The following is a 25,500-nucleotide window of genomic DNA, read 5'->3' as shown; positions in this document are numbered from 1 at the left end:
GAGCTGCTGACATGAAGATTGCTGTAATGGGTAGAAAATCCAGTAACGTTTTTAACCATGTGCGATACGAAGCTAGATCTGGCGTGCATGCGCAAGGGGGCTTCAAGGCGGGCTATCGACTCAACGACGATGTCTGGAGTTGGAGTGCGACGAAATTCGATGATGTAAATCAAGCGCACGAAGCCGCCGTAAAGCTTGCTCGCGAAGCTATCTCTATGGGTGAGAGAGGCCCGGAGGAAGACCCCGTTTCTTAAGGACATGGCGCCACGGTTTGGATCAGTACCTGCCTTCGGCATCGCACTTGATCGTGGGGCGACTTCGTTAGACATGGCGTGGCCTGCCTGCGATGTTGTGCTGCGCGATGGCGAGCGCTCAGCCGACGGGACACTGGTCATGCGGCCACCACAATCGGTGCTGGCGCCATGTTGAGATTGGCTTTCGCAAGGGCGACCAGCGGTGGCGGGCTGACGCTGTTTCCGCACATTCGCACCGAGGCGCTGGTGCTGATGGCGCGGCCGTCTGCGGTGCGCTGGATCTGGTAGCTGGCCGGGAAGCCCTGGGCCCGAAACAGCTCGTGCGGCTTGAGCATGCGCAGGCCGATATCGACGATGACATACGGCGTGCCGTGGATCGTTACCGTGACCAGGGCCATGCGGTCGCGCGTGGTCGCGGTGTCCAGCGGCTCACGTAGGTCCACGGCGATGCCGCTCCCGTAGTACTTCACCAGGAACGCAGCGACTTGCAGCGCGCCGGCTTGCTGCTCGGCGCTGAGCTTGCACTCGACCACGCCGTGATGCACCGCGCCGGCGCACACCGCGCCCAGCGGATCTGCTGCATCCTGGCCGTGTGCGCTCTTGCGCATTGTCACCAAGTGCGCGGTTGTGAGCTGCTGTTGGCTGCCGGTCGCGGTGATGGTGCTCATCGGCTCGCGCGCGTCGCGGCCACCGCCTTCGTAGAAGCCGCTGTTCGCCTGCTCAAGGAAGGCGCATGCGACCGCGTGCCCGCCGCTGCCGCTTGCAGTCACCGTCCCCACCGGTGTGCGGGCATCCTTGCTGCCGACGCCCCAGCGCTGCACACCGCCAGGCCGCCCCTGGCCATGACCGGCCTGCACCATGATCGGAGCCACCGTAGCGTGCTTCACGCCGCCGGCCACGACCGTGCCGAGGGGCTGCTGAATATCCAGGGCGTGGTGTGTCTGGCCCTGACGCTCGCCGTAGCGGGTCTGTACCAGCAGCGGCGCAACTAGCGCGGTGTCTGCCTTTGTGGTCATTGTGTAGAGAGGCTCGGCGCCTGATCGCGGTTCTGACTGTCCGGCACGGCCGCCCACACCGGCCAGGATTGGCGCCACGGCCGAGAAGTGCCCGCCCTTCACCCCGGCGCATATCGTGCGCAGTGGCTCATCTGCACGCATGCTGCCGATCGTGTGGCTGCTGTTCGCATGCTCAGCGATAAAGGGCGCGAATTCTGGCGCGACCAGCATCAGCTCGCCGCGGTTTGCGGCGGTGATCGTCGGCAGCGGCGCCTGAATGTCGTTGACCCGGTCCGAGCCCTGGTGCGTGGCCGGCACGATGAAAGGGTCGGCCGACCGCAGCACGTGGCGCATGACGCCCTTGGCGATGCGGCGCAGGGTGGCATCCGCCAGCGGACGCTTGCGGGTGAAGATCGACGGGCAGGGAATAGCGAAGTCCAGGCAGTCAGCGGCGCGCACGCGCGGCTGCAAGCCCGGTGCAGTGCCGTGCGTCGGCGCCGGCCACACGATCGGCTGACCGTCGCGTCGCGCCAGCAGGAAGAGCCGTTCGCGGCTGGTGCCGGCGCCGTAATCGCTGGCGGTCAGCTTGCGCCACTCCACGCGATAACCCTTGGATTCCAGTGCGTCCACAAACTGGCGCCAGGTGCGCCCGCTGCGTCGCTTGTCCGGCACCAGCTGCTGATTCGCCACCGGCACCTGCTCGCCGCGCGCAGCCACGCGGTTGACCATACGCCCGGTAGCTGGGTCCATCACCAGATCGAGCGTGATCACGCGGCCGGTGATCTTGCAGCGCTTGGCCACCAGCGGACCCCAGGTGAGGATCTGCCACACGTTCTCCAGCGACAGGATGCGCGGTGCGGTATTGGTGTCGTTGCGCTCGTCGGCACGGCGCAGTTGGCCGACCCACTTCAGCACTACCCACGACAAGGCGCGCGTCTTGCGGCTGCGCGGCTGGCCGCCCTTGGCCTGCCTGAAGTGCGTGCAGTCTGGCGATGCATGGAACCAGCCCACGGGCCGGCCTGCGACGTCTTTGCGCGGGTCCGCATGCCAGATATCTTCGCGGTGGTGGGTCGTCAGCGGGTGGTTGGCCGCGTGCATGCCGATCGCCCACTCGTCGTGGTTGTAGGCCAGGACCGGATCGACGCCGAGCGCCTGCTTCAGCGCCTCGCTGGCACCGCCGCCACCGGCGAACAGGTCGACCACGATTTCGCCGGGGCGCAGGCACGAGACCTGCGGAGCGGGGAAGTTGAAGGAGTGCGAGCCGTCAGCCATTTAAAAGTTCCGGCTGAGTTAGCTTGCAGTTTGTCCCGGCCGTGAAGTTCTCTTGAGAGAGGGTGGTCCTGCGATCCAGCCGTGAGCGCACAATGGCCATCTCTGCAACGTAGAAGGGATTCCAATGTGCTGGCTCGACGGCGTCGTTCAATGTGCCCCCTTGAGTGCTGCTTGTGTACTCGATTGGGATGCTCTGGCCGCAATTGCGACGTCTGCTGCTGTCGTAGTGGCAATGATCGCGATTAAAAGTGAAAACAAGCATCGAAATATGGAGCGAAACCGTGCCGACGAGATTAGGCTTCAAGAACTGACCTCGACACGCGAGCGCGAAATTGCGGAGTTGAATCGTCAGGAAGAATCTCGAAAGTCCAAGGCTAGGCGACTCGCGAAAATTTTTGATCGGGAGCTTACAGAGGCCGCTCGCGAGCTTCTCGCTTTGATCAAGTTGATCGGTGCTCTCAACCCGAACAATGAAGATCAATTTAGAGAAATCTATGAAAAGCCGCTCAATAAAGAGGTTTTTCAGATGCATGATCGATTTATCGATCAGCTTGACGTTTTCCCGGACGACTTGGCGATCGAGATCGTAAACAATAGGACCAACTGGTCCAGCATTACTCTCTTCTCCGAAGGCCTTGATACTGCGGCTGGGATCGATTTGGTACGTATCCGGCCGAAGCTGCTGGCGGAGGTAAAGGAAGTCGTGAAGCTGATGGGGGAGACAAAAGACAAATTGCATATCTACTTTGCGGACCTTCCAGGTATCCAGGTGTTTACCGTGGAAGAAATACGCGCATTCAACGCACAGAAGGCTGAAGAGGAGGCTAAGCGGTTGAACGCTGCTGAGCGCGGCGGCGATGCGGATAAGCAATAAATGGGCCGGGTTCACGGCTCTGATACGTTGGCTCAAAGCACGTTCTCCCGGGTCTTGATTGGACGCGCATCATTGACCTCGCGCCGCGAGAGGCTCCTGCGCACGGGCGTGGTCCCCAGCTTCTGCACTTTGCCGCCGCGCTTGGCGAAGGCCTTGAGGTCGTTGGCCAAGTCGGCGCGTTCGCGGTCTTTGTGGCGGACGGTGGAGAGGGCGAAGGCGCTCATTGCGCACCTGCCTTGCTACGTGCAGCGGGTTCGTCGCGCAGCAGCTGCTCGGCGTAGGCGATGCCGCGCGGGTTGAGGGTGATGACGTTGGGGAATTGCGGGTCGTCGAATTGCACCAGGCCGGCTTCGTCGAGCCAGTTGATGCAGCGGCGGGTGAACGCCTGGATCTGCACGGGGCCGCTGGTTTGCACTTGTGCGGGCATGGCGGCAAAGCCGCCGCGGGTGCGGCGCAGGGTGCGGCCCTGGGCGCCGTAGGCTGCCTTGAGCGCGGCCTGTGCTTTGGGTTGGAGATGCATGGTGACCTCGATCAGGCGGCGAGGGCCGCGTGCGCCAGCTGGGCAAACAGCTGCTCGCACGCACGGCTCAGGTGGGACAACGGGATGCGGTGCTGGCCGGTAGGTTCGGTCCAGCGGCTCTCGGTGAGCGCGCGGCTGGTGCTTGGCGCGGTGGCCCTGCCGCACCGGCAGCACTCAATGTGGAACGTGGTCGGCGCCGGGCCGCCGATGCGGTAGCGGTGCGGCGCGCCGTGGGTGGTGACCAGCTGCGGGCGGTGGCCCGGCTGGCACTGCGGAATGGTGGGCGGCAGCGGCATGGCTTCCTGGCGCATGTCAGTCCTCCGCTTGCGCCAGCCGAACGTGGGGGAGGGCGGGCGATTGCTCGCTATCCACCGCGTGCGTTGCGCCGGCGCTGCGATGCGCCGTGTGGAGTTCGACCAGGCGCAGCGGCACACAGATGGCCGCGGTGATTGCCACGACTGTCCAGCCAACGGCGAGGGCGCGCTGATAAGTGCGGTTCATGCGCGTGGCTCCCGCACCTGCACGCCGTGTTGCCGCAGCAGCGCGTTGCACGCAGCAGCACGCGTGGTGCCAGTGCGAACGTGTCGCTGCCGATGCACAGATGGCGGGCGGTGGTGCGTGCACGCAGGCGCGGCGCAACGGCGCAGCCATCTAGCGACGGGGTGACCTTGCCGTCGTACAGGCCAGCCCAGATCCAGTCGGTGCAGATCATCAGCGCCAGCGTCTGGCCATGGTGATGAGGTGCTGGATCCAATTAATCCAGATCAGGGCGCGCTGCTGCCGGCGTACTACAAGGGGCTTACGGTGGAGTTCTACGACAAAGAGTCAGGTTATTGGATCAAGCCGAAGGGGCGAGAAACGAGCCGCTGGATACGGCTGTGTATGCGATATGGGCGTCGCTCGCGCCCGCAGTGAAGGCTGATGTGACTAGTGAGTCCCAATGGGTGATGCTGGAAAAACAATATCAACCGGCTACGAACGGATTATTCGATCAGGATGTCAACGCTTCTGAACAAGATTTGCGGTGCACTCCGAAGTCACCAGTGGATTCCCGTGAAGCCGCAGGTTTCCATCAGACACGTGTGACCGGATTCGCACGGGATGGGTGGTCGCTCTAATGGAAAAACAAAAGAAATCGGCGGATCAGCTTCGCGAGCGCATCATCTCTGCAATGCAGCGAGACGTCGGCGTAAGCCGTCAGCTCGCTGCGCCGTTCGCAGAATCCATATTGGGGTGCTTTGCAGGAGAACGGCCATACTTCCCTGCGAGACCAAGGATCCATCACTTGCAAGCCATCGAGTCAGACCTGGACGCGGGCGTGCCGGTTGCTTCCGTGGCCGCCAAACACGGTTTGTCCAGAGCTCATCTGTACAGGTTGTTTCCAGGCGGGCTGAAAGCCCGCTCCAACAGAGCGGGCTCTTGAAAATTCCCTGGCGCTTAGCGCGCCCGGGCTTGGAAATACTAATTTTTACAAGTGTATTGATGCTGAACTTCGCCGCCTTGCACGTTATATCTGTCGAAGATTTTCGTCTTGGCGATGTAGGTTAAAGGAGCCTTTAAAGGTCCTGGGCAATGAAAGTCCAGTTCTATGGTTTTATTGGTTTTATCCGGGTTGTGAACCTCGGAGAACTTTTTTACCTTGCAGTCATTGGTGGGGCAACTAATGAAGGTTGTCTCCGCGTGGAGCCAGTAGTCGAAGTCGCCCGAGTAGGTGAGTTTCGGATAAACACTCTGCCATGGGCCCGTAGTTGCGTTCTCAACACTAACCAATTTAAAGGGTGAGCAAGGCTCAGCCCGAAGTCTCAATCCTTTCTCGATCGCTCTCGCGAGAGCTTCTCTAAAAAATTGATCTTTCAGTGCGTTGGCATCTGCAACATCGGTGGTATATCCAACGCCTATGCTAATTGCTGGCATGGTGCTTAGGCGGTTTTCGATCTTATCTAATTCAGTAACGCTTCCTGCAATTTTGAAGTCGCTATAGGCGGGGTCGGCATGTATCTGTTCTTTGGCATAGCAAAGAATGCTGTTCCCAAGTTGTTGGGCGCCAGGGCTACCGGTCTGAACCACAACCTCGATGCCCTTTTTCACCGCCGACCCACCGTTCGTGTGAAAGGTGATGAGATAATCTGCATTCAAAAGGTTCGCATAGAGCGCCCTGGCGGCATAATCTTCATCCCATTCGCGCAAATGGCTTCGCGCTGTGTCGTCGGTGCCCTGGGGGAAGATGTTCCACAACGTAGCGCTTTTGTCAGGGTATAGTGCCTTTGTGTAATACCTTGTACCAAGCCTTTCATGAGATACTTTGCTGATCGGTTCAACCCAATAGTTACCAAGCTCTCGGCTGAATACAACATTGGAAAAGTAGGGTTTGTACGTTAAATATGGCCAATAAGATTTAATTTTGTCATCAGTCAATGATGCGAGGGTTGAGGTGATTACGTCCTCATCAATTTCATTGGCTTTGGCTTGTTGTGTGACCCATTTTTTACTTTTTAGATTGTAATAGTATCCGCCCCCTGGGTTTAATAAGAGGGTCGGAGGGGATGGAGGATTGGGTGACTCAATCTTGGCAACTTGTACGGGGAAATCATCTGGAAATATTTCATTGATGGACAAGCCGTCAAAGCGGAGTGTGACTGTCGAGACATCAAATATATTGTCGACTAAGTCGTGTCCGTACTGGCTGACCTGGTTATAAGTTGGACTAAAGCCCTCCTTCCATTTCGTCATGGTTTTGGGGAGAAAGCCCCTTCCAAGGTCAATAATCACAAGTCTAGTCGATGGCTCGTATGAAACGCGCGCAACGATCGTCGTGTCTTGACCTGGATATCTCTTCTGCTTGTTTACAAAAGTTTGTATGGAAGCCTGAATTTGCGGTTGAACGTCGGCCCAGACGCTTGCAGTGACAGCCTGCGGCGCAGCCTGGTTCGCTTGTGCTATGACCAGGCTGGGCGAAAGTGCCAACAACGAGAGTGCTGCTGCGCGATGAATCCACTTCATATGACGCTCCTTGTGGTGAAAATCTTCCCCTGCCTTCTGAGAATAGCATTTTGAACCGGTGCGTTCTAGAAATCCCCATTGGATCAATGCGAGCGGCTGTTGTCTGCTCACACTTCCAATTTTGGCCATGTGTAGCGATTCTGCCAAAAGTGGAGACTACTTTTGTAGAAAATCCATGACTTTCAGTTGTTTGGGGAAAGCCTTCGTTGCAGGTTTTGCCTAGTTATGGGAGATCTCAATCCCTAGCCTGACTCGTCATGAAGACGGCTCAGGAAATGCTCACCACGTACCAGCAGGCAGAAATTGCCGTGCTGCAAGGGCAGAGCGTTCGGTTCGGTGAGCGCATGCTTACCCGCGCGGATCTGGCCGAGATCCGCAAGGGCCGTCAGGAGTGGCAGGCCGCCGTTGACCGGCAGGCCTGTACTGGCCGTCGCGCTCGCTGGGCGACGGTTGATTTCGGTGGCCGGACTTGATGGCTACCGCTGTTGTTGCCCGCGACCGGCTGAGCGTCGCTATTTCCCACGACCGGAACGTGCGTGCCATTGAGGCCCGCGCCGCCGATGTCATCACGGCTAAGGAAACCGAGCTCGCCCAGCGCAACGAGCAGTTGCGCGTACTAGCACGCGCCCATGAGGTGACCCGCCCATCGCGCAGCCGCAAGTTGGCGCGCGACTGGGGCAGTGGCAACGCGATCGCCGGCATGCTTCGGATGGAGCGACCCGCGCAATGTCTTTTGCATCTACATGTGGAACACCGCTCCGTTCGCTGCCAAGGCCAACAAGCGGTACATGCTGTCGATCTACGTAGCGGCAAACCGCGCCTATGGGGTCTTTGCCCGCGTCGTGTTTCTCGACGTCAATGGCAATGAGATCGGTAACGGCGGGCAGACCACCGAGCTGCCCTACGACCCCGGCGGTGGCGGCGGCAGATTGATTGAAAACTGGCGTCGCCCGTTTGTCGCTGTGACATCTCCGTCAGGGACCGTGGCCGCACGTATCCAGCTGTGGTCGGGGCAGGGCAGCAACCCCTACGTGTTCTGGCTAATGCCAATGCTGGAGGAGGCCGGTGCAGCACAGACCGAGCCTTCGAAGTGGCAGCCTTCCGCGAGTGGTATCGATGCGAAGTACGCGCAGGTGAGCCAGTCGATGTCCACACGAATCACCAGCGTGGAGAACGGGGTGGCCAACTACGAGGCTTCTTACACGTGGGCGCTTGACGTCAACAACAGGGTCATCGGCATGCGTTCAGTCAACAATGGCACCATCGGCAAGATCACGTTTTCGGCTGACGTGGTGGAGATCATCAGCGCCACACCTGGCGGCGGTCGCAACGAGTTCGTGGGCGGGAAGTTCTACGCATACGCCCCCAACGGTCGCCGTTTGGTGGCACTCGGGTATGGAGTGACATGACAAACGTCCTGATCATCAACGACGCCGACACCGGCGTTGTGTTGCTGCAGATCACCGATCAGGCCGACTCGGATCTGCTGACACAGCACATGGGCGCTGTCGCAATCGCGAGCGGCAGCAACGGCTCCGTGCCGGTACCGGTCACCGGAAGCGCCAACCAGTTGTACTACTGGTTCGTAGCCGACACCGGCGCAGGCAACAGCCTGCTGCGGTACCTCAGCGATGACGGCAACACGATCAGTTGGTCGTCGCCGGGAGCGAACTTCGGAGCGCGAGCAGGCGGCACTCTGTTCTATGGGAGGTTCTGATGGCCTATGCAATCTTCGAGGCCGGCCCGAATCGGGTCGTGATCTCCGAGACGTGGAAGAACTTGGCGAAGGCGTCCACGCAGACGATCACTCCGACCGGTAGTGGCGTCTTGAAGACGTGAAGCCTGACGGTCACCGGCACCAATCCAGTTCTTGCGTTTCTGGGTGAGAACAATGCCACGCTTGCAACGCGAACCCAGAGCGGGAACAGCTTCACTTTCACCGGTTTCACCACCAGCGGCAGCTTCACTGCCATGGTCTTCGACTATCCGAACTTCGGGCGGCGAGACTACTTGGTGGTCACCAATCCCGACACCGATGAGGTGCATTTTGATGCCACCCTCAAGTACATGAAAGTGCGCGGGCTGCTGCAGGGTAATGCCAATCAGGGTGGCTCGATCACCTTGCCTGCAGGTCGGACGTACGCTGCGCTGGCCGGCTCCACCGGCAACATCATGCTCGCTATCGGCGGCCTCGTCGGCGGCGGCCCGCAATGGCAGGTGCAGCAGTTGTGGCGCAAGGGCGTGGTCAATATCAACGGCAATGTCGCGTCGATTGCCACCATTGATACTGCCCAGGAGCTGCGCACAGGCACTAGCGGAACTCCCCAGCCGCCCCCTGGCAATTACGGCCAGGCCTGGGTGCGCGCCCCCATCCTTGACGTTACTGGATACTGACCATGCTCATCAGCGAAAACCCTACCTTCGGCACGCAGACAAAGATCGTGTCGCCGCGCATCGAGATCCGATGGAACCCGGCCACCAACGACGGGCCGGTCGAGTTTCACCTCGAGCAGATGACCACCAAGCCGCACCCGGATGGGTGGACGCAGACGTTGGAGCGATTCTTCCTGCGCGTGCTCACTGTGCAGATCAGCGACCTGATCGGCCGCAGCTACGACATCACCGCGCCGGCTACGACTGATGTCTACCCGGCGACTGCCAGGGCAGTGGAGGTGCCGGGCCAAACGGTCACCGAGCCTGGCGTGCACTTGCTGCTGGGCATCAAGGCGGCTACCCGCGCCGCCTACGATGCAAACGTGGTGATGCCGGACCCGGATGCGGACCCGCTTGCGCAGCAGATCACGATCATCTGGAACCCGATTAACGATACCGGCACAGTCACGTTCCAAGTCGAGGACCGCGGTACCGCCCTCGGCGTGCTGGCGTCGCCGATCGCCGACCTGATCGCTCCGACCTACGCCATCCGCTATCCCGGCGCGGAAGCGACCAAGGCGCTGGAGGGCTGGAAGCTCAAGGCACTGATCGCGTCGGCAACGGACAGTGCCATCTCCAGCAGTTCGGCCAGTGCTGAGCAGTCCTTCGGGGGCTAGGTGGACGAATTAAGATGGGGACTTGCAAGCTCCTAAGTACGCTATTCCGGTGGTCTCCACAACGAATAGTGGTGCCGACGCGCTCGGGCCGGTCATGCCGCTGACATGCGAGTTACAACAATCCGTGGCAAACTTAGGCTTCCCCACGCCTTTGCCACCGCCAATAAGATGAATGACGCGCAAGAGCTAGCGAGCCTAATTAGGTATGCGTCCCCGAACGTGAATAAGTTCAGGAAGAGTTTGGTTGGCACATTGGTGTGTGAGCTGCGGTTCCCAACCTTGCTTGAGTTTGGGGATTCGAGTCCTCCAGCTGTATTGGTTAAGCGGCTTAGAAAAAAATATCCTCAGCTTGAAAAGGTGAGTGAAGTCACTTTTTCAGGCGAGTTTAGTGGCGGGAAGCCCGTACACTCACATGTCTTACGATCTCTGCGTGGTTCCTGGGCCGTTTCTGTGAAGCAGAGCTCGCTATCCGTAGAATCAGCCTCTTATTCAGGTTACGCTGATCTCAAAGCTAGGGTTCAGGAGGTTCTAGACGCCGCAAAAGACGTGATCGACAGCGATTTCTGGACGCGCATTGGCCTTCGGTATATGAACACATTGCGAAATGGCGCTGAGGAATCGTTTGAGGGGTGGTTGAATCCTGAGTTGGTGGCTCCGATTTTATCCGAAGGGCTTGGATTAATTGATGACTTCCAAGGGCGCATTGTTTGTGGTGAACCTTCGGGTAGAGCTGGGTTTTTGCTTCAGCATGGAATCAAAAGGGACGCGCCGAGAGAAATGCCTAAGTATAATATTGACATCGACGCCTACTACAACGAAGTTTCTTTGGGAGATACAATCAGCATTTTAGACGGACTTCATGGCGTTGCTTTTAATGTCTTTGATTGGTCATTGGGCGATAAGGCACGGCAATTCTTATATAGTTAACTATTGAGGAATTTATGGATTATACGTTGCCAAATGAAGTATGGGACTCGTCGTCGAGATTTTCTGGCCGATCTGCCTGGGTAATTTCTGAGCCAAGGTTTGAAAGTCAGTTTACTCAACTAATTTCTACTGCCGAGCGAAGCGGGCAGCTGGAGAAAACAACAGTCATTGGTGGCGGTGATACAGCTAACCCTATTGTCGCCAATTCGAAATTGCCTACCTCTACGGAAGTTATAGCGCTCGCGTCTCATAAGAATACTGGTTTTGCAATTGGCGGGGTTGAAAAGTCCGACATAGAACGCCTTGCTGCGCAGCGTGTGAAAATCTTAGCAGCGAGCTATGTTTCTCAAGAGGGGAACAATTCGGAAATAATTGCGCGTTTAGAGATCCTAAATAGGCGTCTTGCGCAACGTCTTCCTCGCGTTTCGGACAAGCAAGTTGCATTTCTCGAGGGGACGGTGAATGAGATGAAGTATTTAGAGCAAGAGAGTCGTGAATTTGACGAATTCCTAGCTGAACTTTAATGTTTGGATTTTAATTGATGGAAGTATTTTATTATCCGAAGGGAAAGCATAAAAGGGTGCAAAATCCCAGAAAGTTTAGGCGTTATCGTACTTATAAAAAGTATCTACAGCTGGAATTTGGGCGCACTTGCGTTTACTGCCGTCAACCCGACACAAGTGCGCCTAACTTATCTTTTGGTGTCGATCACTATCGGCCTAAGTCAGTATTTCCCGCACTTGTGTGTGATTATGAAAATTTGTATTACTGTTGTGGAAATTGTAATACCTACAAAAGCGATTACTGGCCTATAGACGAAAAAAAGGGTCCGGTTATTGTGAATCCGTGTGATCATGTTATGGCCTCTCATCTCCATTTTGATAAGGCTTCTGGGGAGGTTAACTCAAAGGACTTTCATGGGGCTCACACTGTAACTCTACTTAATCTGAACGACTCTTCGGTAGTTGAGTATCGCCTTAATACATTGATGGCAATAGCGCAGCTTAGAATTAATATTATAAAGACGCAATCTCAGCGGCAAAAGTTGGATCGGGCCTTTTCGCTTGGAAAAATATCGCCCCTCGTCCACGGGCAGAAGTCGATTGAGATTGAGGATCGACTCAAGCGGTTCGAATCTATGCTTGAGAGTCATACGGGCGCGAAGAAGGTTAAACCGCTGCCCTCTACCCGCCTTGGTGTGCGCTTGTCGTCCCCTTAGCCTAATATGAGCTTAACATCCGGCTGGCCGCTAATCGATGTTGATCCGAGGGCAGAAAAGCCTTACAACGCGAAAAGCAATTTGCTTATGTTTGCCGCTTGGAAGATAGCCGATTATTAGATGCCGGACGGGGGCCACTGGCCGCTCGCCCGCGTGGCGCCTGAGCAGCGCCAAGCCGGCACCCTAGACGTAGCCTTGAAGGTCGTCGTGTGTGAGCGCACCCGGACGATGGCCCCAGGACGCAACCAGTTCGACAATCACGGTCGCCTCGGAAGGGAATGCATACAGCAGCTCCGCTTCGAACTGGTTGAGCATTTCCAGCGGCTCGGAAGTGCACGCCAGCCGCTGCTGCAGCTGTTCGAAGAGGCTGGGGGGCGGGGTGTCCATGTCGGCAGATTCTAGGTCCCCTTGTCTCACGCCCTGAGATGGCCGTGCCGATACTGCGGGCATGGAAAGAGCCCAACTCCGAACCCATCTCGAAAACCTCGATGCCGCGGTGCCGGCGCTATTGAAGAGCAGCCCCGACCGTTGCCACTTCTGGCAGGCCTTTTCCGGAATGGCGGACGTCATTGAGGACGGCGCCATTACGGGCAAGGACGTGCGCATCGGCACGAACAAGATCCAACAGGCCCAGCGGCGTCTCGATACGCTCAAGGGCACGCGCGGCCGGATATTCCCGGGCGTCTACTGCCCGGTGTTGGTGGTGGAGAACGGCCCGCGTGTCATCAAGCCGATGCGCTACCAGTGCCGCCCGGCCGGCACGCCGGCGATGTACGACCGGAAATCTCCCGGCACCTATAATGCCCGCCGCGACAACCTGGAAGGGTTCTGGCGCCGGCAGTTCGGCTACACCCAGGGGCGATGGTGGCCGACAGGTTCCACGAGAACGTCGAAGGCCCAAACGGGCAGAACCAGCGCATCGAGTTCGTGCCGCGCACCGGCGAGCCGATGCTGGTGGCGTGCCTCCGGTCGCACTGGCGCGATCCCGCAGGCGTCGAACCCGACCTGTTGTCGTTCGCCGCGATCACCGATAAGCCGGAGCCGGAGGTCGCCGCCGCTGGCCATGACCGGACGATCATCAACATCAAGCCCGAGCACCTCGACGCCTGGCTCAATCCGGATCCGAGCAACCTGGGTGCTCTGTACGCCATCTTCGACGACAAGCAGCACCCGTTCTACGAGCACCGGCTAGCAGCATGACCTGCAGCACCCACATCCAGGATAGATAGCCATACCATCACGATCTGCACATCGCGCCGCGCTTCAGCGATCTAAGGAGCCCAGCGTCATTGCTCCCGAAGGTGTGACGCTACCGTCTCTCCCTCGCGGTATGAACTGGAACAACTCTGTCATCGGCGATAAATTCGAGCGGGAAGAATGGCACGTGCTGCGTGTCGGTCCAGGGGACTCAGAAGTCCTGGCAAGGATTCGGCGTAATGGGGCGAGTGAGGCCGACGTGTCGCTGAAGGTCGCGGGAAGCCCAGTGATACCGCCGGCGGTAACGCTGCCGATCGCTCAAGCTTTCGAGGTGGCGGCAGAGTTCGCGCGTCACTCGGCTAGATAGTCCCCTCATCGCACCGTCCGGCCAGCTGGCGGCTTGATTTTCCTCGAGCGGCGAGTGTCTTGGTAGCGCACCCCTATCTCCGTCACCAAATACCCGGGTCGCTTCCAGTCCTCTAGGCTGAACGTCCAGCACTCCTTCAGCAAGCTCGGATGGGTATGCACGTATGGCAGCAGTCCATCTCGCTCGACGAAGCAGCTGTACCGGTGATGGTAGGTGCGGATGTCCACGGCATGCTGACCCTGCTCTGTGCGGATTGTTCCGCACACTTCCGCGCGCAGGTCCGCTGTGAGCTTGTTCAGCTTTGGCGCTATGCGGAGGATGAAGTCATCCATGCTCTCACCTGGTTGGGAGAGCTCGGTGGACAGGTGTGTCATCCGTTGAGCGGCGCTTGCTGGGCTGATCCAAATGGCCCAAGTCAGTAGCAGAAGCTTGAGCCAATTCTGCACCAATGCCGGCTTGTCATGCCGCGTCAGAGCCTTCTGTTTCATTCCCGCTTCCTCCACGTTAGTTGGAGGAAGGCTTTAGGATCAACTACTTAGTTTTGCGGCTCCGGATTGAAAATCCCCGTGTCGGCGGTTCGATTCCGTCCTCGGCCACCATTTCTTCAGTCTCGCAGCGCAAGTGGGTGATTCCTTCGCGTTGCTGATGACGGCAACATCTCACTTCGATTTGATTGACTCTGCACTGGTTGCCAGCGCTTGCAGCTGGCTGTGCCGGTTGCTGTCTGTTTCGACGCCATGCGATGCGACTACCGGTAGGGGTCTCTGGCCTCTGTTTATGCGTCGTGCGGCGACACGCATTGAGATGCGCAGGGTGGTCGGCGCGTGTTTCCACGTCATCTTCAACTCGGCATGGCGATACTTTGCGCATGACGCACAAGACACTTCGACGCACATTGATCCACGGGTATTGCGGCGAGTTCCGCGTGGAGACGATGGAAAGTCAGGCGCCCGGGCAGACGCGCTGGTCGTCGACCGCATTCGTCTATCACCGCGACCGCGCCGCACCGATCGCCACCATCGAAGGGGCGGGCGAGGGCGACTATCGCGGCGATGCGCGGGAACAGGCCTTGCGCGTGGGGTCCTGTCTGGCGGATTTTCTCGACCCGAAGGAATACCGCGCCTGCGAACTGGATGGGCAGTAACGCCTTGTCGGTCGGCGCGTCGATATACCCCAGCCCTCGCTGCAGTCCGTCGCTCACCGTTCCGCTGGAGCAGCACCACGCAATGCAGTTGCATTTGCAGTCCTTCGCGCAGGATGCGCCCGCTGTCGCGGCCGACACCGCCAGGCGCGATCGTGAGCTTGCGCGCAGCCGTCAGCGACGTGCTGCTGCCCCGATAACGCCGCATCGCGCAGCACGCGGGCCTGGGTCGGATGCGCCGTGTTCCTCCAGCGCCACCGCACCGGCAGTGGCCGCACCGCCGCTCGAGATGTTGCAGCGCCGCGCGCAGGTGTTCTTCCTGCTGGCATGCAATGCATTCTGGTTTACGTCATGCCGTAGTTGATTGATTGGCCTGCGCGCTTTTGCATGGCTGGGTTGCAATATGCTCACTTACTTGGACGCGAGCGCAACCGCGCCAAGACAACCGCGCCAACAACGCAGTCAGCAAAGCTCTGGCAGTCGCTGGGCAGTTGTAGCCGCGCCATTGCCTTGCCATCGCCACTGGAGTGGCTGCATCCGGCGATCGATGCAACGCGGCATGATCGCAATCAGCGCTGATGTATTCACAGGCCTGCGGTGGAGCGGCGGAGAATCACTTGGTCAATCCGGCGGCGACCAAGCCGCGCAGCAATAGACCCTGACCGCCATCGTTCAAGTCCGCCGCATCGATCGCAAGCGGCACATCAGGCACGACGCCGATGGACTGGGTCGCGAACGGGTGCGTTCGGCTCGGGCGAAAACCGTCTGCCGCCACGCGATCAACGAGCGTCGCTTCGTCCATCTCGCCAACGCGCAGATCTTCCGTCGGATCGAAAATATAAAAATTTTCGCTGACAAGCGCGCGATATCCGGAATCGCCCAACGCCACACCCTGGCTTTCCGAATCCCGGCCGCCGCCGGCACCGATGGTGCGCTCGCCCATGATCGTGGCGCCGCTGGCCCACAGGTAGGCGGCCAGCAATTCGCCGGCCGATCGGGTGCCTGCATCCACCAGCACGAGGAGCGGCTTGTGCGAAGCGACGCTGCCGCAGCTGGCATCGTCCTGCAGCGCTTCCAGGCGCACGCTTCCCGGCGTTCCCGAGGCGCGCATCTCGTACGTCTTCACTGGCTTGCGTCCAGTGAGCGCCCAGGAAAATCCGCGAACTTCGCGGGCGAACCCACCCATGTTTCCGCGCAAGTCGATCAGCATGACATCCGAGCGCCCGGCAATGGCATCGTAGCGACCGATCAGTTCCCGGGTGACCGCACAAAACCCGGCCAACATGGCAGCGTCCGGGTCGTTGGTCTGTGGCGTTGCGGTCTCCCTGGCGTCCGCCGCCTGGGTGAACGTGGGGTTGTACTGCGGCGCAAACGCGCCCAGGCGAATGCTGCCCACCCTGGTGTTCCCGATTTGCACAACCTCCGGCAGATCGGGCACGTCGACCGCCGATGCCAGCATGCGCGCAAGCTCCTGGGTCATGGGCTGATAGTGCAGCGCCACCTGGCGCGGCGCCTGCGCAAACCTCTGCACGCGCAGCGCAACCGTCTTGCCGGCACCGGCCACCTGATGCGCCGCAGGGGTGCCGAGTGCGAGCGACAGGGCGGCTTCGGCTTGTCTCGCGCGCGTGTTGCCGCCGAACGTCAGGTCTGCCGCGCTTTTCAGCCATGCCGCCGTAGGGGTTCCGTTGATTTGCAGAACCGTGTCGCCTTGCGCGAGGCCGGTGATGCGCGCATCGAGGATGCGCCACACGATCATGTGACCATCGCTCGAGGTTCTGAACAGAACGCCCAGGGTCTCGGTCTTGCCGGCCTTGGCCCCGGTGAGCGCGACGTGCTGATCCGCGAGGCCGACGAGGCGCCGCGAAACAGCGCTGGCTGTCGTTTCGGGCGCAAGTCTGGCGCTTGCCGCCCATGCGTCAGCGCTGCCCAGCACGTCTTCCGGATGCGTGGCGCGGTAGCGCTCGACGTATCTCAACGAGGGGTAGTGGGTACGCAGATAAGCCCCTAACTCTTCGGCCGACGCTGTGGCGCAAAGGCAGCATGTGGCGAGTACGAGACAGGCGATGAATCGTTTCATGGAGTTCCAAGAAGTGCGGTGCAGGGCTGTTGCCCGGTGGGGCGGTGCGGGCTTGGCGCGCCTGCAGCGCGGCTTCGCCTGCGTCGATGATAAGGCGCGGTTGCGTGGTGATGGGGTGCTAAACGGCACGGTGACCTCTGGCGCACGATGTCGAAAGCATCCACCGAGCGAGGCCGTGCAAGAGCGCGACTGAGCGCTGTCGTGCGGTAGGGGCGCCGTCTGTAGTTGGGTGGGTGGACTTACTGTCCGCTCCTGAGCGGCGCCCAGGTCGGCATCGTCATCGAGCGTGTGGTCGAGCCGCAGGCATCGCGCGACTGCAAGGATGGCCGGCTATGCTTGCGCGCTCGACGCAGACCAGATGAGGGAACGGCCATGACAATACGATGCTGGTGGTGGACGGCGGCAATGGCAATGGCAATGGCAATGGCAATGGCAATGGCAATGGCGCCGCCAGCTGGCGCCGCCACGCTGCCCGCAGCCGCTGCCAACGTATTGCCTGCCGGGCAGTCGGTGATGCGTGTCGCCAGCGCAGATCTGACTGGCGATGGCCGGCAGGATTATGTGGTCGCATTACGTGCATCCGCAGAACAGACGTTGCGTGCGGATGGCCGCGCGGCGCCGGCGCGGACCTTGCTGGTTCTGGTTGCGACCGCGGACGGTGGCGTTGTCGAAGCCGCACGCAACACGCGGGTGATCTTCAAGGCCGACGAGGGCGGGCAGTGCGATCCGTTTCTGGATGACGAACACGGCCTGGTGGCCAAGGGCGCCTACTTCACCGTGCAAAATGGCGTGGCCTGCGGCCAGCACTGGACCGACTACATCACCTTCCGCTACGCCCGCACACGCCGTGCATTCCTGTTCCACAAGCGCGTGATCGAAGCCTGGGAACTGAATACCGACGACACGCCGGACGCCGATGCGCTGCGCCTGAGCGAGCACAAAGAGATCAAGGCCGATCCGCGCAAGCCGGTGCTGTTGTCCGACTACACGCCTGCGCCCTGAGGCACGGTGCCCTCAGCCGCCTGCCCGCTACCAGTTGTCCATGTTGCGCCGGTAGACGAACAGGCGCGGCGCCTTGGCCACCTGCGCTGCGGCCTGGCGTTCGCCGGCGACCAACGAAAACCCGATGTCCGCCAGCATGCGCGAGAGCGCGTTGGCGTTGCCGCGGCCCGGATCGCTGATGACGATCTCGCACGAAGGCCTGGCCAGCGCGGGAATGAGGCTGGCCAACATGGTGGCGTGGCGGGTTTCGTACAGCACGTCGCTGGCGATGATCATGTCGAACTGGCCCATGTTCAGCGCGCCGGCGTCCCAGTCGAGCCGGCGATACGGCACCGAGTCCAGGGAGTTGAGTGCGGCGTTGTACGCCAGGAACACCTCTGCCAGCGGGTGATGATCGCTGGCGACCACGTCGGCGCCGCGCCGGCGCAACACCAGGCTGGCCAGCCCCAGGCCGCAGCCGAGTTCGAGAATGCGCTTGCCTTCGATCGGGCGCGTGGCCATGGCTTCGGCCAGTAGCTGGCCGGCAGGCCAGACCTGCCCGAACAGGCTCCACTGCGCCGAGGAGATGCCGGCATCGGCCGCACTCTCGTCCGGATCGGCGTATTGCTGTTTATCGGCAAGTGCGCGGATGACGTAGGTCAGTTGCCCGAAGGTCAACTCGTGAATCTGGGTCTGGTAGCCCGGCATGGTGGCATCGCATGATTGCCAGAGCCTGCGCTGGCTGGAAAGACGCGCGCAACGGCGCCAGAACGGCCGAATGAAGCGCAAGAGCTGCTTGCTGCCCGCGCATGCTACGGCAAAACGACCGATGCACCTGCCTGCCAATGCTCGCCCGCCGTGCCTTCATTAGCCTGCTTTCAGCAAGCGACGGCGCAGGCAATGGCGCACAGCGGCGGGCTTGCATGCAAGCCGGTGCCTGCCGCTATGGTCGCCGCATTCCACGGGCAAGGTGCGGCGATGAAGAACTGGATATTCCTGGCAATCGCGATCTGCGCAGAAGTCACTGCCACGGCGGCGCTCAAATCGAGCGGAGGCTTCACGCGCATGTGGCCATCGCTGCTCACCGTGCTGGGCTACGGCATTTCGTTCTATTTCCTGGCACTGACGCTGCGCGTGATCCCGGTCGGCATCGCCTACGCCATGTGGTCGGGCGCGGGCATCGTGTTGATTTCGCTGGTGGCCTGGGCCGTGCACGGACAACGGGTGGATGCGCCAGCGCTGCTGGGCATGGGCCTGATCGTGGCCGGTGCGGTGGTCATCAACGTGTTTTCCAAGGTGGCGCCACATTAGCGCGTGCTGCCTCCCGCACACCGGGTTGCATCGGCGGGCGCGGCCGTACGGGAAAGGCTCATGGATGTGAGGAATCAACTCACCGGCCCCAACTAGACTATCGCCACGGGAATGGCCCCGCGGAGAACATGCACTTGAACGATCCTGGTAACGGAGAGCTGCGGGCGCCTCATATCAGCGAATCTCGCAGCCTGCCTGTGGAGAAGCATCGCTCGGATATCTTTTTTGCCGCGGTGGAAACCACGCGCATGCCGATGACGGTCACCGACCCGCACCTGCCCGACAATCCGATCGTGTTCGCCAACCGGGCGTTCCTGGAAATGACCGGGTATTCGTCCGAGGAGATCATCGGCAACAACTGCCGTTTCCTGCAGGGCCCGGAAACCGATCCGGCCAGCGTGCAGGACGTGCGCGAGTCCATCGAGCAACGCCGCGAATTCGCCACCGAGGTGCTGAATTACCGCAAGGATGGCTCCTCGTTCTGGAACGCGCTGTTCGTCTCGCCGGTGTTCGACGAGCAAGGCAACCTGGTCTACTTCTTCGGTTCGCAGCTGGACGTGAGTCGTCGTCGCGATGCCGAGGACGCCTTGCGCCAGGCGCAGAAGATGGAAGCGCTGGGGCAGTTGACCGGCGGCATCGCGCACGATTTCAACAATCTGCTGCAGGTGATGTCCGGGCATCTGGAAGTGATCCAGATGATGGTCTCCGGCGATGCCGCCAGGAATGCCGAACGCATCGCCTTCAGCGCCGAACATGCCGCAACGGCCGCGGCCAAGGCGGCCACCCTGACCCAGCAATTGCTGGCGTTTTCGCGCAAGCAGAAATTGCGGGGGCGGGTAGTCAATCTCAATGGCCTGGTGTCGGGCATGAACAACATGGCCGAGCGCACGCTGGGGGGCGGCATCAGCCTGCGGCAGTCGCTGGAAGAGGGGCTGTGGAACTGCCAGATCGACACCACCCAGGCCGAAGTGGCGCTGTTGAACGTGCTGATCAATGCGCGCGATGCGATGGCACAGTCCGAGCGCAAGGAAGTCACCGTGCAGACCCAGAACGTGGAAATCACCAGCCACGATCTGGCCATGCACCACCAGTTGGCGCCGGGTCGTTATGTGAGCATTGCCGTCAGCGACACGGGCTTGGGCATGCCGCCGGAGGTGGCCAGCCGCGTCATGGAGCCGTTCTTTACCACCAAGGACGAGGGGCAGGGCACAGGCCTGGGTCTGTCGATGGTGTACGGCTTCGTCAAGCAGTCCGGCGGCACCGTGCGCATCTACAGCGAAGTGGGCGAAGGCACCACGGTGCGGTTGTATTTCCCCGCATCCAACGAATTCGAGAACGACCTGCAGGCCGTCAAGAGCCGTGCCATCGACAAGGGCGGCAGCGAAACCATCCTGGTGGTGGAAGACAAGCAGGACGTGGCGGTGGTGGCCAGGATGTTCCTGGAAAACGCCGGTTACCGCATTCTCTCTGCAGCCAGCGGGCGCGAGGCGATCGAGTTACTCGAGCAGCATGCGGAAGTGGATGCGCTGTTCACCGATCTGATCATGCCCGGCGGCATGAATGGTGTGGTGCTGGCCCGCGAGGCGCGGCGCATGCTGCCCAGGATCAAGGTCCTGCTGACCACCGGCTATGCCGACGCCAGCATTCAGCGCACCGACGTGGGCGGCGCGGAGTTCGACGTGGTCAACAAACCGTATACGCAAAAGGAGCTGCTCAAGCGGATCCGCATGCTGCTGGACGGGCCGACCGGCGTCGGTTGAGGCCACGCATTCGGGCGGTGCGATTCAGGGCGGTGCGATGCCCTGAAGTCGCCTGCAGATGGTCGCTGCGGTCGTGTAGCGGCTGCTGCGTTGCAGGCCTATCCTTCGCTGCGCTCGCTCTGTCCTGTCTGACAACGGCTAAAACCGCGGCCAGCAGTGCCCGGCCCGAAGGAAGGGTTGCGCAGGACCTGGACGGCATGCGTGATGCATGCCGATCCCGGTTACCGGCCGCGCCCGCCCGGCAGTGAGCGCAGTGGTCTGTTGGCCGCGCTGAATCCCGACGTGCTTATTCTTCGCTCATCGGCGCGACATAGCCATCCGGCTTGTCGGCATTGCGTTCGAACAGGAACTTCTGCAACTCGGCTTCGAGAAACGCGCGGTGCTTGGGGTCGCGTGGCGACAACCGGTTTTCGTTGATCAGCATGGTCTGATGCGCCAGCCAGGCCTGCCATGCGCTCTTGCCGATCTGCGCGAACACGCGCTGGCCGAGCTCGCCGGGATACGGCACAAAATCCAGGCCTTCGGTGTCGCATTGCTGGTACTGGCAGAACACGGTGCGGGACATGCGGATTCCTCTGAGTGCGCGCCTAGAGGGCGTCGAGCAGTTTGCGGATCGGCGCCGGCAAGCCCAGCGATGCGAGATCGGCGCGGGCGACCCAGCGCAGGTCGTCATTGTCGCGTACCGCCGGGCGTAGTGCGACCTTGCCGATGCGCAAGGGCTGCAGATGCAGGCGGTAATGACTGAAGGTGTGCACGATCAGCGGCAGTTCGTCGGCGCGGTCGTAGTTGCCATCGATGTGTTTGTCGAACCATGCGCGCATGCCGCTGTCGGTCTCGGCCTGCGGCAGCGTCCATAGCGAGGCCCAGATGCCGGTCGGCGGGCGGCGCTGCAGCAGGATCTGCCTGTCTGCGTTTTCCAGCAGCAAGGCGGTGGCTTCGCGCTCGGGCAACGCCTTGCCGGGCTTGGGCGTGGGCAGTGCGTCGACCAGGCCATCGCGGCGCGCCACGCAATCGTCCTGCAGCGGGCACAGCACGCAGGCCGGTTTGGCGCGTGTGCATAGCGTGGCGCCGAAATCCATCTGCGCCTGGGTGTAGTCGGCCAGGCGGCCGGCCGGCACCTGCGCCACATGCGTCGTCGCCAGTTGCCATAACTGCTTTTCGATCGCCGGCAGGCCGGGGTAGCCGGCAATGCCGTGGAAGCGCGTCAGCACGCGTTTGACGTTGCCGTCCATGATCGCGAAGCGGTCGTTCCAGGCCTGGCTGAGGATCGCGCCGGCGGTGCTGCGGCCGATGCCGGGCAACGCCAGCAAGGCATCGACATCGCGTGGCAGCTCGCCATCGTGCAGGGCGACGCATTGCCGGGCTGCGGCATGCAGGTTGCGTGCGCGTGCGTAGTAGCCCAACCCGGCCCAGTGCGCCATCACGGTGTCGTTGTCGGCTGCGGCCAGGTCGGCCAGGGTCGGAAAGCGGGCGACGAACTTGTGGAAATACGGAATGACCACCGCAACCTGGGTCTGCTGCAGCATGATTTCCGACAACCACACCCGGTAAGGCGCGCGCGGATGTTGCCAGGGCAGGTCGTGGCGACCGTGGCCGTCGAACCAGTGCAGCAGGCGGTCGACGAAGGAGTCAGCGGTGGCAGTGGCGTGATCGGCTGGCATGAGGTCTGCTGGCGAAGGAAGGCGATGACGGCGGGCGGATGACGCCCGGCTGTACGCGTATGGCGGTAGGCCGGTCAGTGCAGCGGAAACGCAAGCCCAACCCGGCATTGGTCGCAGAAGAAGCCTTCATCGCCAGGCCAGTGCGGTGCGGCCGGTGCATGGTAATGAACCAGCTCTGCATGGCGCCGCGCCTGCTTGCGCAACGCCGCCGGCAACGGCTGGGAGAACTCCAGGACACGTCTGGCGCGCGACCAGTCGCCGGACACTCCCCGCACCGTGCAGCTTGCCTGCAGCGCCTGCGCGCACAGCGCTTGCAGATGCGGGCAGGCCTCTGCCACTCAGCTGCCCAGGGCTTCCGGCAGCAGGGCGTCGACGAAGGCGACCGGGTCGAACACGCGCAGGTCTTCCGGGCGTTCGCCGATGCCGGCGAAGCGGATCGGGATATTGAATTCGCGCGCCAGTGCGAACACCACGCCGCCCTTGGCGGTGCCATCGAGCTTGGTGACGACCAGGCCGGTGACGCCGACCGCGGCATGGAACTGGCGCAGCTGCGAGATGGCGTTCTGGCCGGTGGTGCCGTCGATGACCATCAGCACCTCGTGCGGTGCGGCAGCATCGATCTTGCCGAGCACGCGACGGATCTTGCCCAGCTCGTTCATCAGCCCGGTCTGGGTGTGCAGGCGGCCGGCGGTGTCGGCGATCAACACCTCGGTGCCACGCGCCTTGGCAGCCTGCAGCGCGTCGAACGCTACCGAGGCGGCATCGGCATTCTGCCCCTGCGCGATCACGGCCACGCCGTTGCGATCGCCCCAGGCCTGCAGCTGCGCCACCGCAGCGGCGCGGAAGGTGTCGCCGGCGGCCAGCATCAGGCTGTTGCCGTCGTCCTTGAAGCGCTTGGCCAGCTTGCCGATGGTGGTGGTCTTGCCGACGCCGTTGACGCCGACGGTGAGCACCACGAAGGGCTTGGCCGAGCGGTCGATGACCAGCGGTTTGGAAACCGGCTGCAGCAGCGCGATCAGATCGGCGCGCAAGGCCTTGAACATCGCCTGCGCATCGGCGAACTCGCGCGACTTCATGCGCTTGCGCAGCCCTTCGACCAGGGCGGTGGTCGCGCCGATGCCGACGTCGGCGGTGATCAGCGCGGTTTCGATCTCGTCGAGCAGGTCGTCGTCGAGCTTGGGGTTGCGCGAGAACAGGCCGCCGAAGCTGCGCGCGAAGCTGCTGTTGCGCAGGCGGTCGCGCCAGCCCGGCTTGCCGGCCGGGGCGGCCGGTAGCGCATCGCGCTGGCCGACGATGCTGTCGTTGTCGGAACTGGCCGGCACTGGGGCGCTGATCACGGCCGGGGCGACGACGCCGGGCGCGGCGGCAGGCAACGGGGCAACGGCCGGTGTCACTGCGGGCGCAGCTGTTGCGGCGGCAGGTGTCACGACAGCAGGCGTGGCAGCAGGCGTTGCGGTCGACGGTACGACGGCGGGCGCGGCGCCTTGCGCAGGCGTGCCTGCCGGCTGCGCGGGTGCGCTGTGCGGCGGCACGACCACCGGTGGCGGCACCACTACCGTGGGTGCGTGCGGCGCGGCAGACGGAAGCGGATCGGGCAGCGCCTGCAGGGCCGCAGGTGCCGGCGTGGCCGACGGCGTGGGTGCGTTGGGGACTGCGGCAATGCTCTGCGCCTGGCCAGTGCGCGTGGCGATGTCCTGGGCAAGTTGGTCGGCCGGTGCCGCGGCCGGCGGCGTTACGGCTGGCGTCGGCGTTACCGCATCGCTGCGAGCCGGTGCAGCAGGCGCGGACGACGCTGGTGTGGCCGATGTGCCGGGTTCGGCAGTCGGCATTGCCTCGACCGGCGATGCCGGGGTGGCGGCAGACGGCGCGGTGGGGAATGCGGCTGCCAGTTCTTCCAGGCTATAGCGCGAGGTACGCGCGCTGTCGGGCGTGGTGGGCTTGTTACGGCGGAAAAAGCTGGCCATTGGCAACGCGGTAGGGGAAACCAGAAATTCTACCATCCGGGCCCGGGGTCGCCTTGACGCGACCTTCAGCGCGGCCCTGCCTGTGCCACCTCCTGCGCGTCGCGACAGCGGTGCAACGACCTGCGCAAACTACATCGCCGCAGTATCGCCAATGCTGCCGAATTCGGCATTTGTGCCAGCGGTGTGTCAGCCTGTGTTTGCGCGCCTACAACTGCCCCTTGAGCGCACGGTAATCGCGCGGGGTCATGCCGACGGTTGCCTTGAACTGACGCGCGAATGCGCTCTGGTCGGCAAAGCCGCAGCGTTGCCCGATGCTGGCGATGCTGTCGTCGCCGTATAGCAGCCGCATCGCCGATTCGATCCGCAGCTTGGTCAGCAGTTGCTGCGGGGTCACCTGGAACACGCGGCGGAAGTGCCGTTCCAGCTGCGCCACCGACAGGCCGGCCAGGTCGGCCAGGCTCTGCACCCGCAGGTTGTCGCCGAAGTTGGCCTGCATGTGATCCATCACCTGGCTCAGGCGCTCGTACGCCGAGTGCCGGCTGTCGGGCTGGCCCAGATCGCGCGAAATGCCGACCACGCCAATCACTTCATTGGCCTCGCATAGCGGGCGTTTGAAGGTCAGGCACCAGCCGGGCAGGCGGTTGGGATACAGATGCACCTCCAGCTGGTTGTCGATGAGCTCGCCACACAGCACGCGGCGGTCCTGCATCATGTAGCTGCCGCCCAGCGGCAGCGGGAACACTTCCAGTGGCGAGCGGCCGATGATTTCGCTGCGCAATTTGCGTCCGAGCCGGCGCACCAGCGTCAGGTTGCAATGGGTGTAGCGGCCCTCGCTGTCCTTGATGAAGAACACCACGTCCGGCAGCGCATCGAACAGCGTCTGCATTTCCAGCGCGGGAAGATTGAGGTCCATCGGCGTCATGGTGGCGG

28 protein-coding genes and 1 pseudogene are annotated in these 25,500 nt (G+C 61.6%); 14 read left to right on the top strand and 15 right to left on the bottom strand.

Annotated elements, in window-relative coordinates; genetic code table 11:
- Positions 1–11 precede the first annotated feature (11 nt).
- Positions 12–254 (top strand): hypothetical protein, encoded by a 243-nt coding sequence (locus tag ABQ039_RS11900; RefSeq protein ID WP_184609241.1) that lies wholly within the window; start codon positions 12–14, stop codon positions 252–254.
- Positions 255–391: 137 nt separating this feature from the next.
- On the opposite strand, the gene ABQ039_RS11895 is transcribed toward ABQ039_RS11900, so the two are convergent.
- Complete coding sequence (locus tag ABQ039_RS11895; protein WP_184609243.1) at positions 392–2,521, bottom strand: DNA cytosine methyltransferase; 2,130 nt, start codon at positions 2,519–2,521, stop codon at positions 392–394.
- A gap of 124 nt (positions 2,522–2,645) precedes the next feature.
- On the opposite strand from ABQ039_RS11895, the gene ABQ039_RS11890 reads away from it, so the two are divergent.
- Positions 2,646–3,395, top strand: coding sequence for a hypothetical protein (locus tag ABQ039_RS11890; RefSeq protein WP_184609246.1), 750 nt, complete (start codon positions 2,646–2,648; stop codon positions 3,393–3,395).
- Positions 3,396–3,427: 32 nt separating this feature from the next.
- Here the strand turns inward: ABQ039_RS11890 and ABQ039_RS11885 are convergent, their stop codons facing one another.
- The 5 genes from ABQ039_RS11885 to ABQ039_RS11865 form a co-directional block, all read right to left on the bottom strand.
- A complete protein-coding gene (locus ABQ039_RS11885) occupies positions 3,428–3,619 on the bottom strand; it encodes a hypothetical protein (protein WP_184609248.1) in 192 nt (63 codons plus the stop codon).
- A complete protein-coding gene (locus tag ABQ039_RS11880) occupies positions 3,616–3,915 on the bottom strand; it encodes a hypothetical protein (protein ID WP_184609250.1) in 300 nt (99 codons plus the stop codon). Before ABQ039_RS11880 ends, ABQ039_RS11885 begins: the two co-directional genes overlap by 4 nt.
- Positions 3,916–3,926: 11 nt before the next feature.
- Positions 3,927–4,226: a hypothetical protein gene (locus ABQ039_RS11875; protein ID WP_184609252.1), complete on the bottom strand. Its 300-nt coding sequence runs from the start codon at positions 4,224–4,226 to the stop codon at positions 3,927–3,929.
- A gap of 1 nt (position 4,227) precedes the next feature.
- Positions 4,228–4,416 (bottom strand): hypothetical protein, encoded by a 189-nt coding sequence (locus ABQ039_RS11870; protein ID WP_184609254.1) that lies wholly within the window; start codon positions 4,414–4,416, stop codon positions 4,228–4,230.
- A gap of 960 nt (positions 4,417–5,376) precedes the next feature.
- Positions 5,377–7,044, bottom strand: coding sequence for an N-acetylmuramoyl-L-alanine amidase (locus tag ABQ039_RS11865; RefSeq protein ID WP_260297204.1), 1,668 nt, complete (start codon positions 7,042–7,044; stop codon positions 5,377–5,379).
- A gap of 128 nt (positions 7,045–7,172) precedes the next feature.
- On the opposite strand from ABQ039_RS11865, the gene ABQ039_RS11860 reads away from it, so the two are divergent.
- From ABQ039_RS11860 to ABQ039_RS11850, 3 genes are all read left to right on the top strand, one after another.
- The gene (locus ABQ039_RS11860; RefSeq protein WP_115530656.1) at positions 7,173–7,388 is read left to right on the top strand and encodes a primosomal replication protein PriB/PriC domain protein; all 216 of its coding nucleotides are present in this window, start codon (positions 7,173–7,175) and stop codon (positions 7,386–7,388) included.
- Positions 7,389–7,658: 270 nt separating this feature from the next.
- On the top strand, positions 7,659–8,324 hold the full coding sequence (locus ABQ039_RS11855; RefSeq protein ID WP_184609256.1) for a hypothetical protein: 666 nt from the start codon (positions 7,659–7,661) through the stop codon (positions 8,322–8,324).
- On the top strand, positions 8,321–8,632 hold the full coding sequence (locus ABQ039_RS11850; protein ID WP_184609258.1) for a hypothetical protein: 312 nt from the start codon (positions 8,321–8,323) through the stop codon (positions 8,630–8,632). The genes ABQ039_RS11855 and ABQ039_RS11850 overlap by 4 nt, the downstream gene beginning before the upstream one ends.
- A gap of 4 nt (positions 8,633–8,636) precedes the next feature.
- Here the strand turns inward: ABQ039_RS11850 and ABQ039_RS11845 are convergent, their stop codons facing one another.
- On the bottom strand, positions 8,637–8,888 hold the full coding sequence (locus tag ABQ039_RS11845) for a hypothetical protein (RefSeq protein WP_260297207.1): 252 nt from the start codon (positions 8,886–8,888) through the stop codon (positions 8,637–8,639).
- On the opposite strand from ABQ039_RS11845, the gene ABQ039_RS11840 reads away from it, so the two are divergent.
- The 4 genes from ABQ039_RS11840 to ABQ039_RS11825 all read left to right on the top strand — a co-directional run bounded on the left by ABQ039_RS11840 (position 8,887) and on the right by ABQ039_RS11825 (position 11,416).
- On the top strand, positions 8,887–9,309 hold the full coding sequence (locus ABQ039_RS11840; RefSeq protein WP_260297209.1) for a hypothetical protein: 423 nt from the start codon (positions 8,887–8,889) through the stop codon (positions 9,307–9,309). The two genes, ABQ039_RS11845 and ABQ039_RS11840, sit on opposite strands and share 2 nt — an antisense overlap.
- A gap of 2 nt (positions 9,310–9,311) precedes the next feature.
- Complete coding sequence (locus tag ABQ039_RS11835; RefSeq protein ID WP_184609259.1) at positions 9,312–9,965, top strand: hypothetical protein; 654 nt, start codon at positions 9,312–9,314, stop codon at positions 9,963–9,965.
- Between the two features lie 219 nt (positions 9,966–10,184).
- Complete coding sequence (locus ABQ039_RS11830; RefSeq protein WP_349778426.1) at positions 10,185–10,892, top strand: TIGR04255 family protein; 708 nt, start codon at positions 10,185–10,187, stop codon at positions 10,890–10,892.
- 14 nt (positions 10,893–10,906) lie between these two features.
- Positions 10,907–11,416, top strand: coding sequence for a hypothetical protein (locus ABQ039_RS11825; RefSeq protein ID WP_184609263.1), 510 nt, complete (start codon positions 10,907–10,909; stop codon positions 11,414–11,416).
- Positions 11,417–12,294: 878 nt separating this feature from the next.
- Here the strand turns inward: ABQ039_RS11825 and ABQ039_RS11820 are convergent.
- A complete protein-coding gene (locus ABQ039_RS11820) occupies positions 12,295–12,498 on the bottom strand; it encodes a hypothetical protein (protein ID WP_184609265.1) in 204 nt (67 codons plus the stop codon).
- A 205-nt stretch (positions 12,499–12,703) separates the two neighbouring features.
- Here ABQ039_RS11820 and ABQ039_RS11815 point away from each other — a divergent pair.
- Positions 12,704–13,311 (top strand): annotated as a pseudogene (locus ABQ039_RS11815) (SOS response-associated peptidase family protein); the annotation flags it as partial.
- Positions 13,312–13,680: 369 nt separating this feature from the next.
- On the opposite strand, the gene ABQ039_RS11810 reads toward ABQ039_RS11815, so the two are convergent.
- Entirely contained in the window at positions 13,681–14,163 is a 483-nt protein-coding gene (locus ABQ039_RS11810) for a hypothetical protein (RefSeq protein WP_349778427.1), read from the bottom strand.
- 380 nt (positions 14,164–14,543) lie between these two features.
- Between ABQ039_RS11810 and ABQ039_RS11805 the strand changes: the two genes are divergently transcribed.
- The gene (locus tag ABQ039_RS11805) at positions 14,544–14,819 is read left to right on the top strand and encodes a hypothetical protein (protein WP_046962452.1); all 276 of its coding nucleotides are present in this window, start codon (positions 14,544–14,546) and stop codon (positions 14,817–14,819) included.
- A 610-nt stretch (positions 14,820–15,429) separates the two neighbouring features.
- Here the strand turns inward: ABQ039_RS11805 and ABQ039_RS11800 are convergent.
- On the bottom strand, positions 15,430–16,893 hold the full coding sequence (locus ABQ039_RS11800; protein ID WP_184609269.1) for a S41 family peptidase: 1,464 nt from the start codon (positions 16,891–16,893) through the stop codon (positions 15,430–15,432).
- 429 nt (positions 16,894–17,322) lie between these two features.
- On the opposite strand from ABQ039_RS11800, the gene ABQ039_RS11795 reads away from it, so the two are divergent.
- Positions 17,323–17,895: a hypothetical protein gene (locus tag ABQ039_RS11795; protein ID WP_374057798.1), complete on the top strand. Its 573-nt coding sequence runs from the start codon at positions 17,323–17,325 to the stop codon at positions 17,893–17,895.
- A 27-nt stretch (positions 17,896–17,922) separates the two neighbouring features.
- On the opposite strand, the gene ABQ039_RS11790 is transcribed toward ABQ039_RS11795, so the two are convergent.
- Positions 17,923–18,582, bottom strand: a complete 660-nt coding sequence (locus tag ABQ039_RS11790) for a methyltransferase domain-containing protein (protein ID WP_349778428.1) — start codon at positions 18,580–18,582, stop codon at positions 17,923–17,925.
- 270 nt (positions 18,583–18,852) lie between these two features.
- Here ABQ039_RS11790 and ABQ039_RS11785 point away from each other — a divergent pair, with 270 nt between their 5' ends.
- Together ABQ039_RS11785 and ABQ039_RS11780 are read left to right on the top strand one after the other, a co-directional pair.
- Positions 18,853–19,185 (top strand): SMR family transporter, encoded by a 333-nt coding sequence (locus ABQ039_RS11785; protein WP_349778442.1) that lies wholly within the window; start codon positions 18,853–18,855, stop codon positions 19,183–19,185.
- A 134-nt stretch (positions 19,186–19,319) separates the two neighbouring features.
- Positions 19,320–20,945, top strand: coding sequence for a hybrid sensor histidine kinase/response regulator (locus ABQ039_RS11780; protein ID WP_054592577.1), 1,626 nt, complete (start codon positions 19,320–19,322; stop codon positions 20,943–20,945).
- Positions 20,946–21,231: 286 nt separating this feature from the next.
- Here ABQ039_RS11780 and ABQ039_RS11775 read toward each other — a convergent pair whose 3' ends face one another.
- The 4 genes from ABQ039_RS11775 to ABQ039_RS11760 form a co-directional block, all read right to left on the bottom strand.
- Positions 21,232–21,510: an oxidative damage protection protein gene (locus tag ABQ039_RS11775; RefSeq protein ID WP_016902008.1), complete on the bottom strand. Its 279-nt coding sequence runs from the start codon at positions 21,508–21,510 to the stop codon at positions 21,232–21,234.
- A gap of 22 nt (positions 21,511–21,532) precedes the next feature.
- A complete protein-coding gene (gene mutY, locus ABQ039_RS11770; protein ID WP_349778429.1) occupies positions 21,533–22,606 on the bottom strand; it encodes an A/G-specific adenine glycosylase in 1,074 nt (357 codons plus the stop codon).
- 338 nt (positions 22,607–22,944) lie between these two features.
- A complete protein-coding gene (gene ftsY, locus ABQ039_RS11765) occupies positions 22,945–24,570 on the bottom strand; it encodes a signal recognition particle-docking protein FtsY (RefSeq protein WP_349778430.1) in 1,626 nt (541 codons plus the stop codon).
- 205 nt (positions 24,571–24,775) lie between these two features.
- Entirely contained in the window at positions 24,776–25,492 is a 717-nt protein-coding gene (locus ABQ039_RS11760) for an AraC family transcriptional regulator (protein WP_024937898.1), read from the bottom strand.
- Positions 25,493–25,500: the final 8 nt, after the last annotated feature.

The organism is Xanthomonas sp. WHRI 6108, from assembly GCF_040202385.2.
Lineage (GTDB): Bacteria > Pseudomonadota > Gammaproteobacteria > Xanthomonadales > Xanthomonadaceae > Xanthomonas > Xanthomonas arboricola.
Note: the sequence above shows the minus strand (reverse complement) of the source record. Positions and strands in the feature narration are given on the sequence as shown.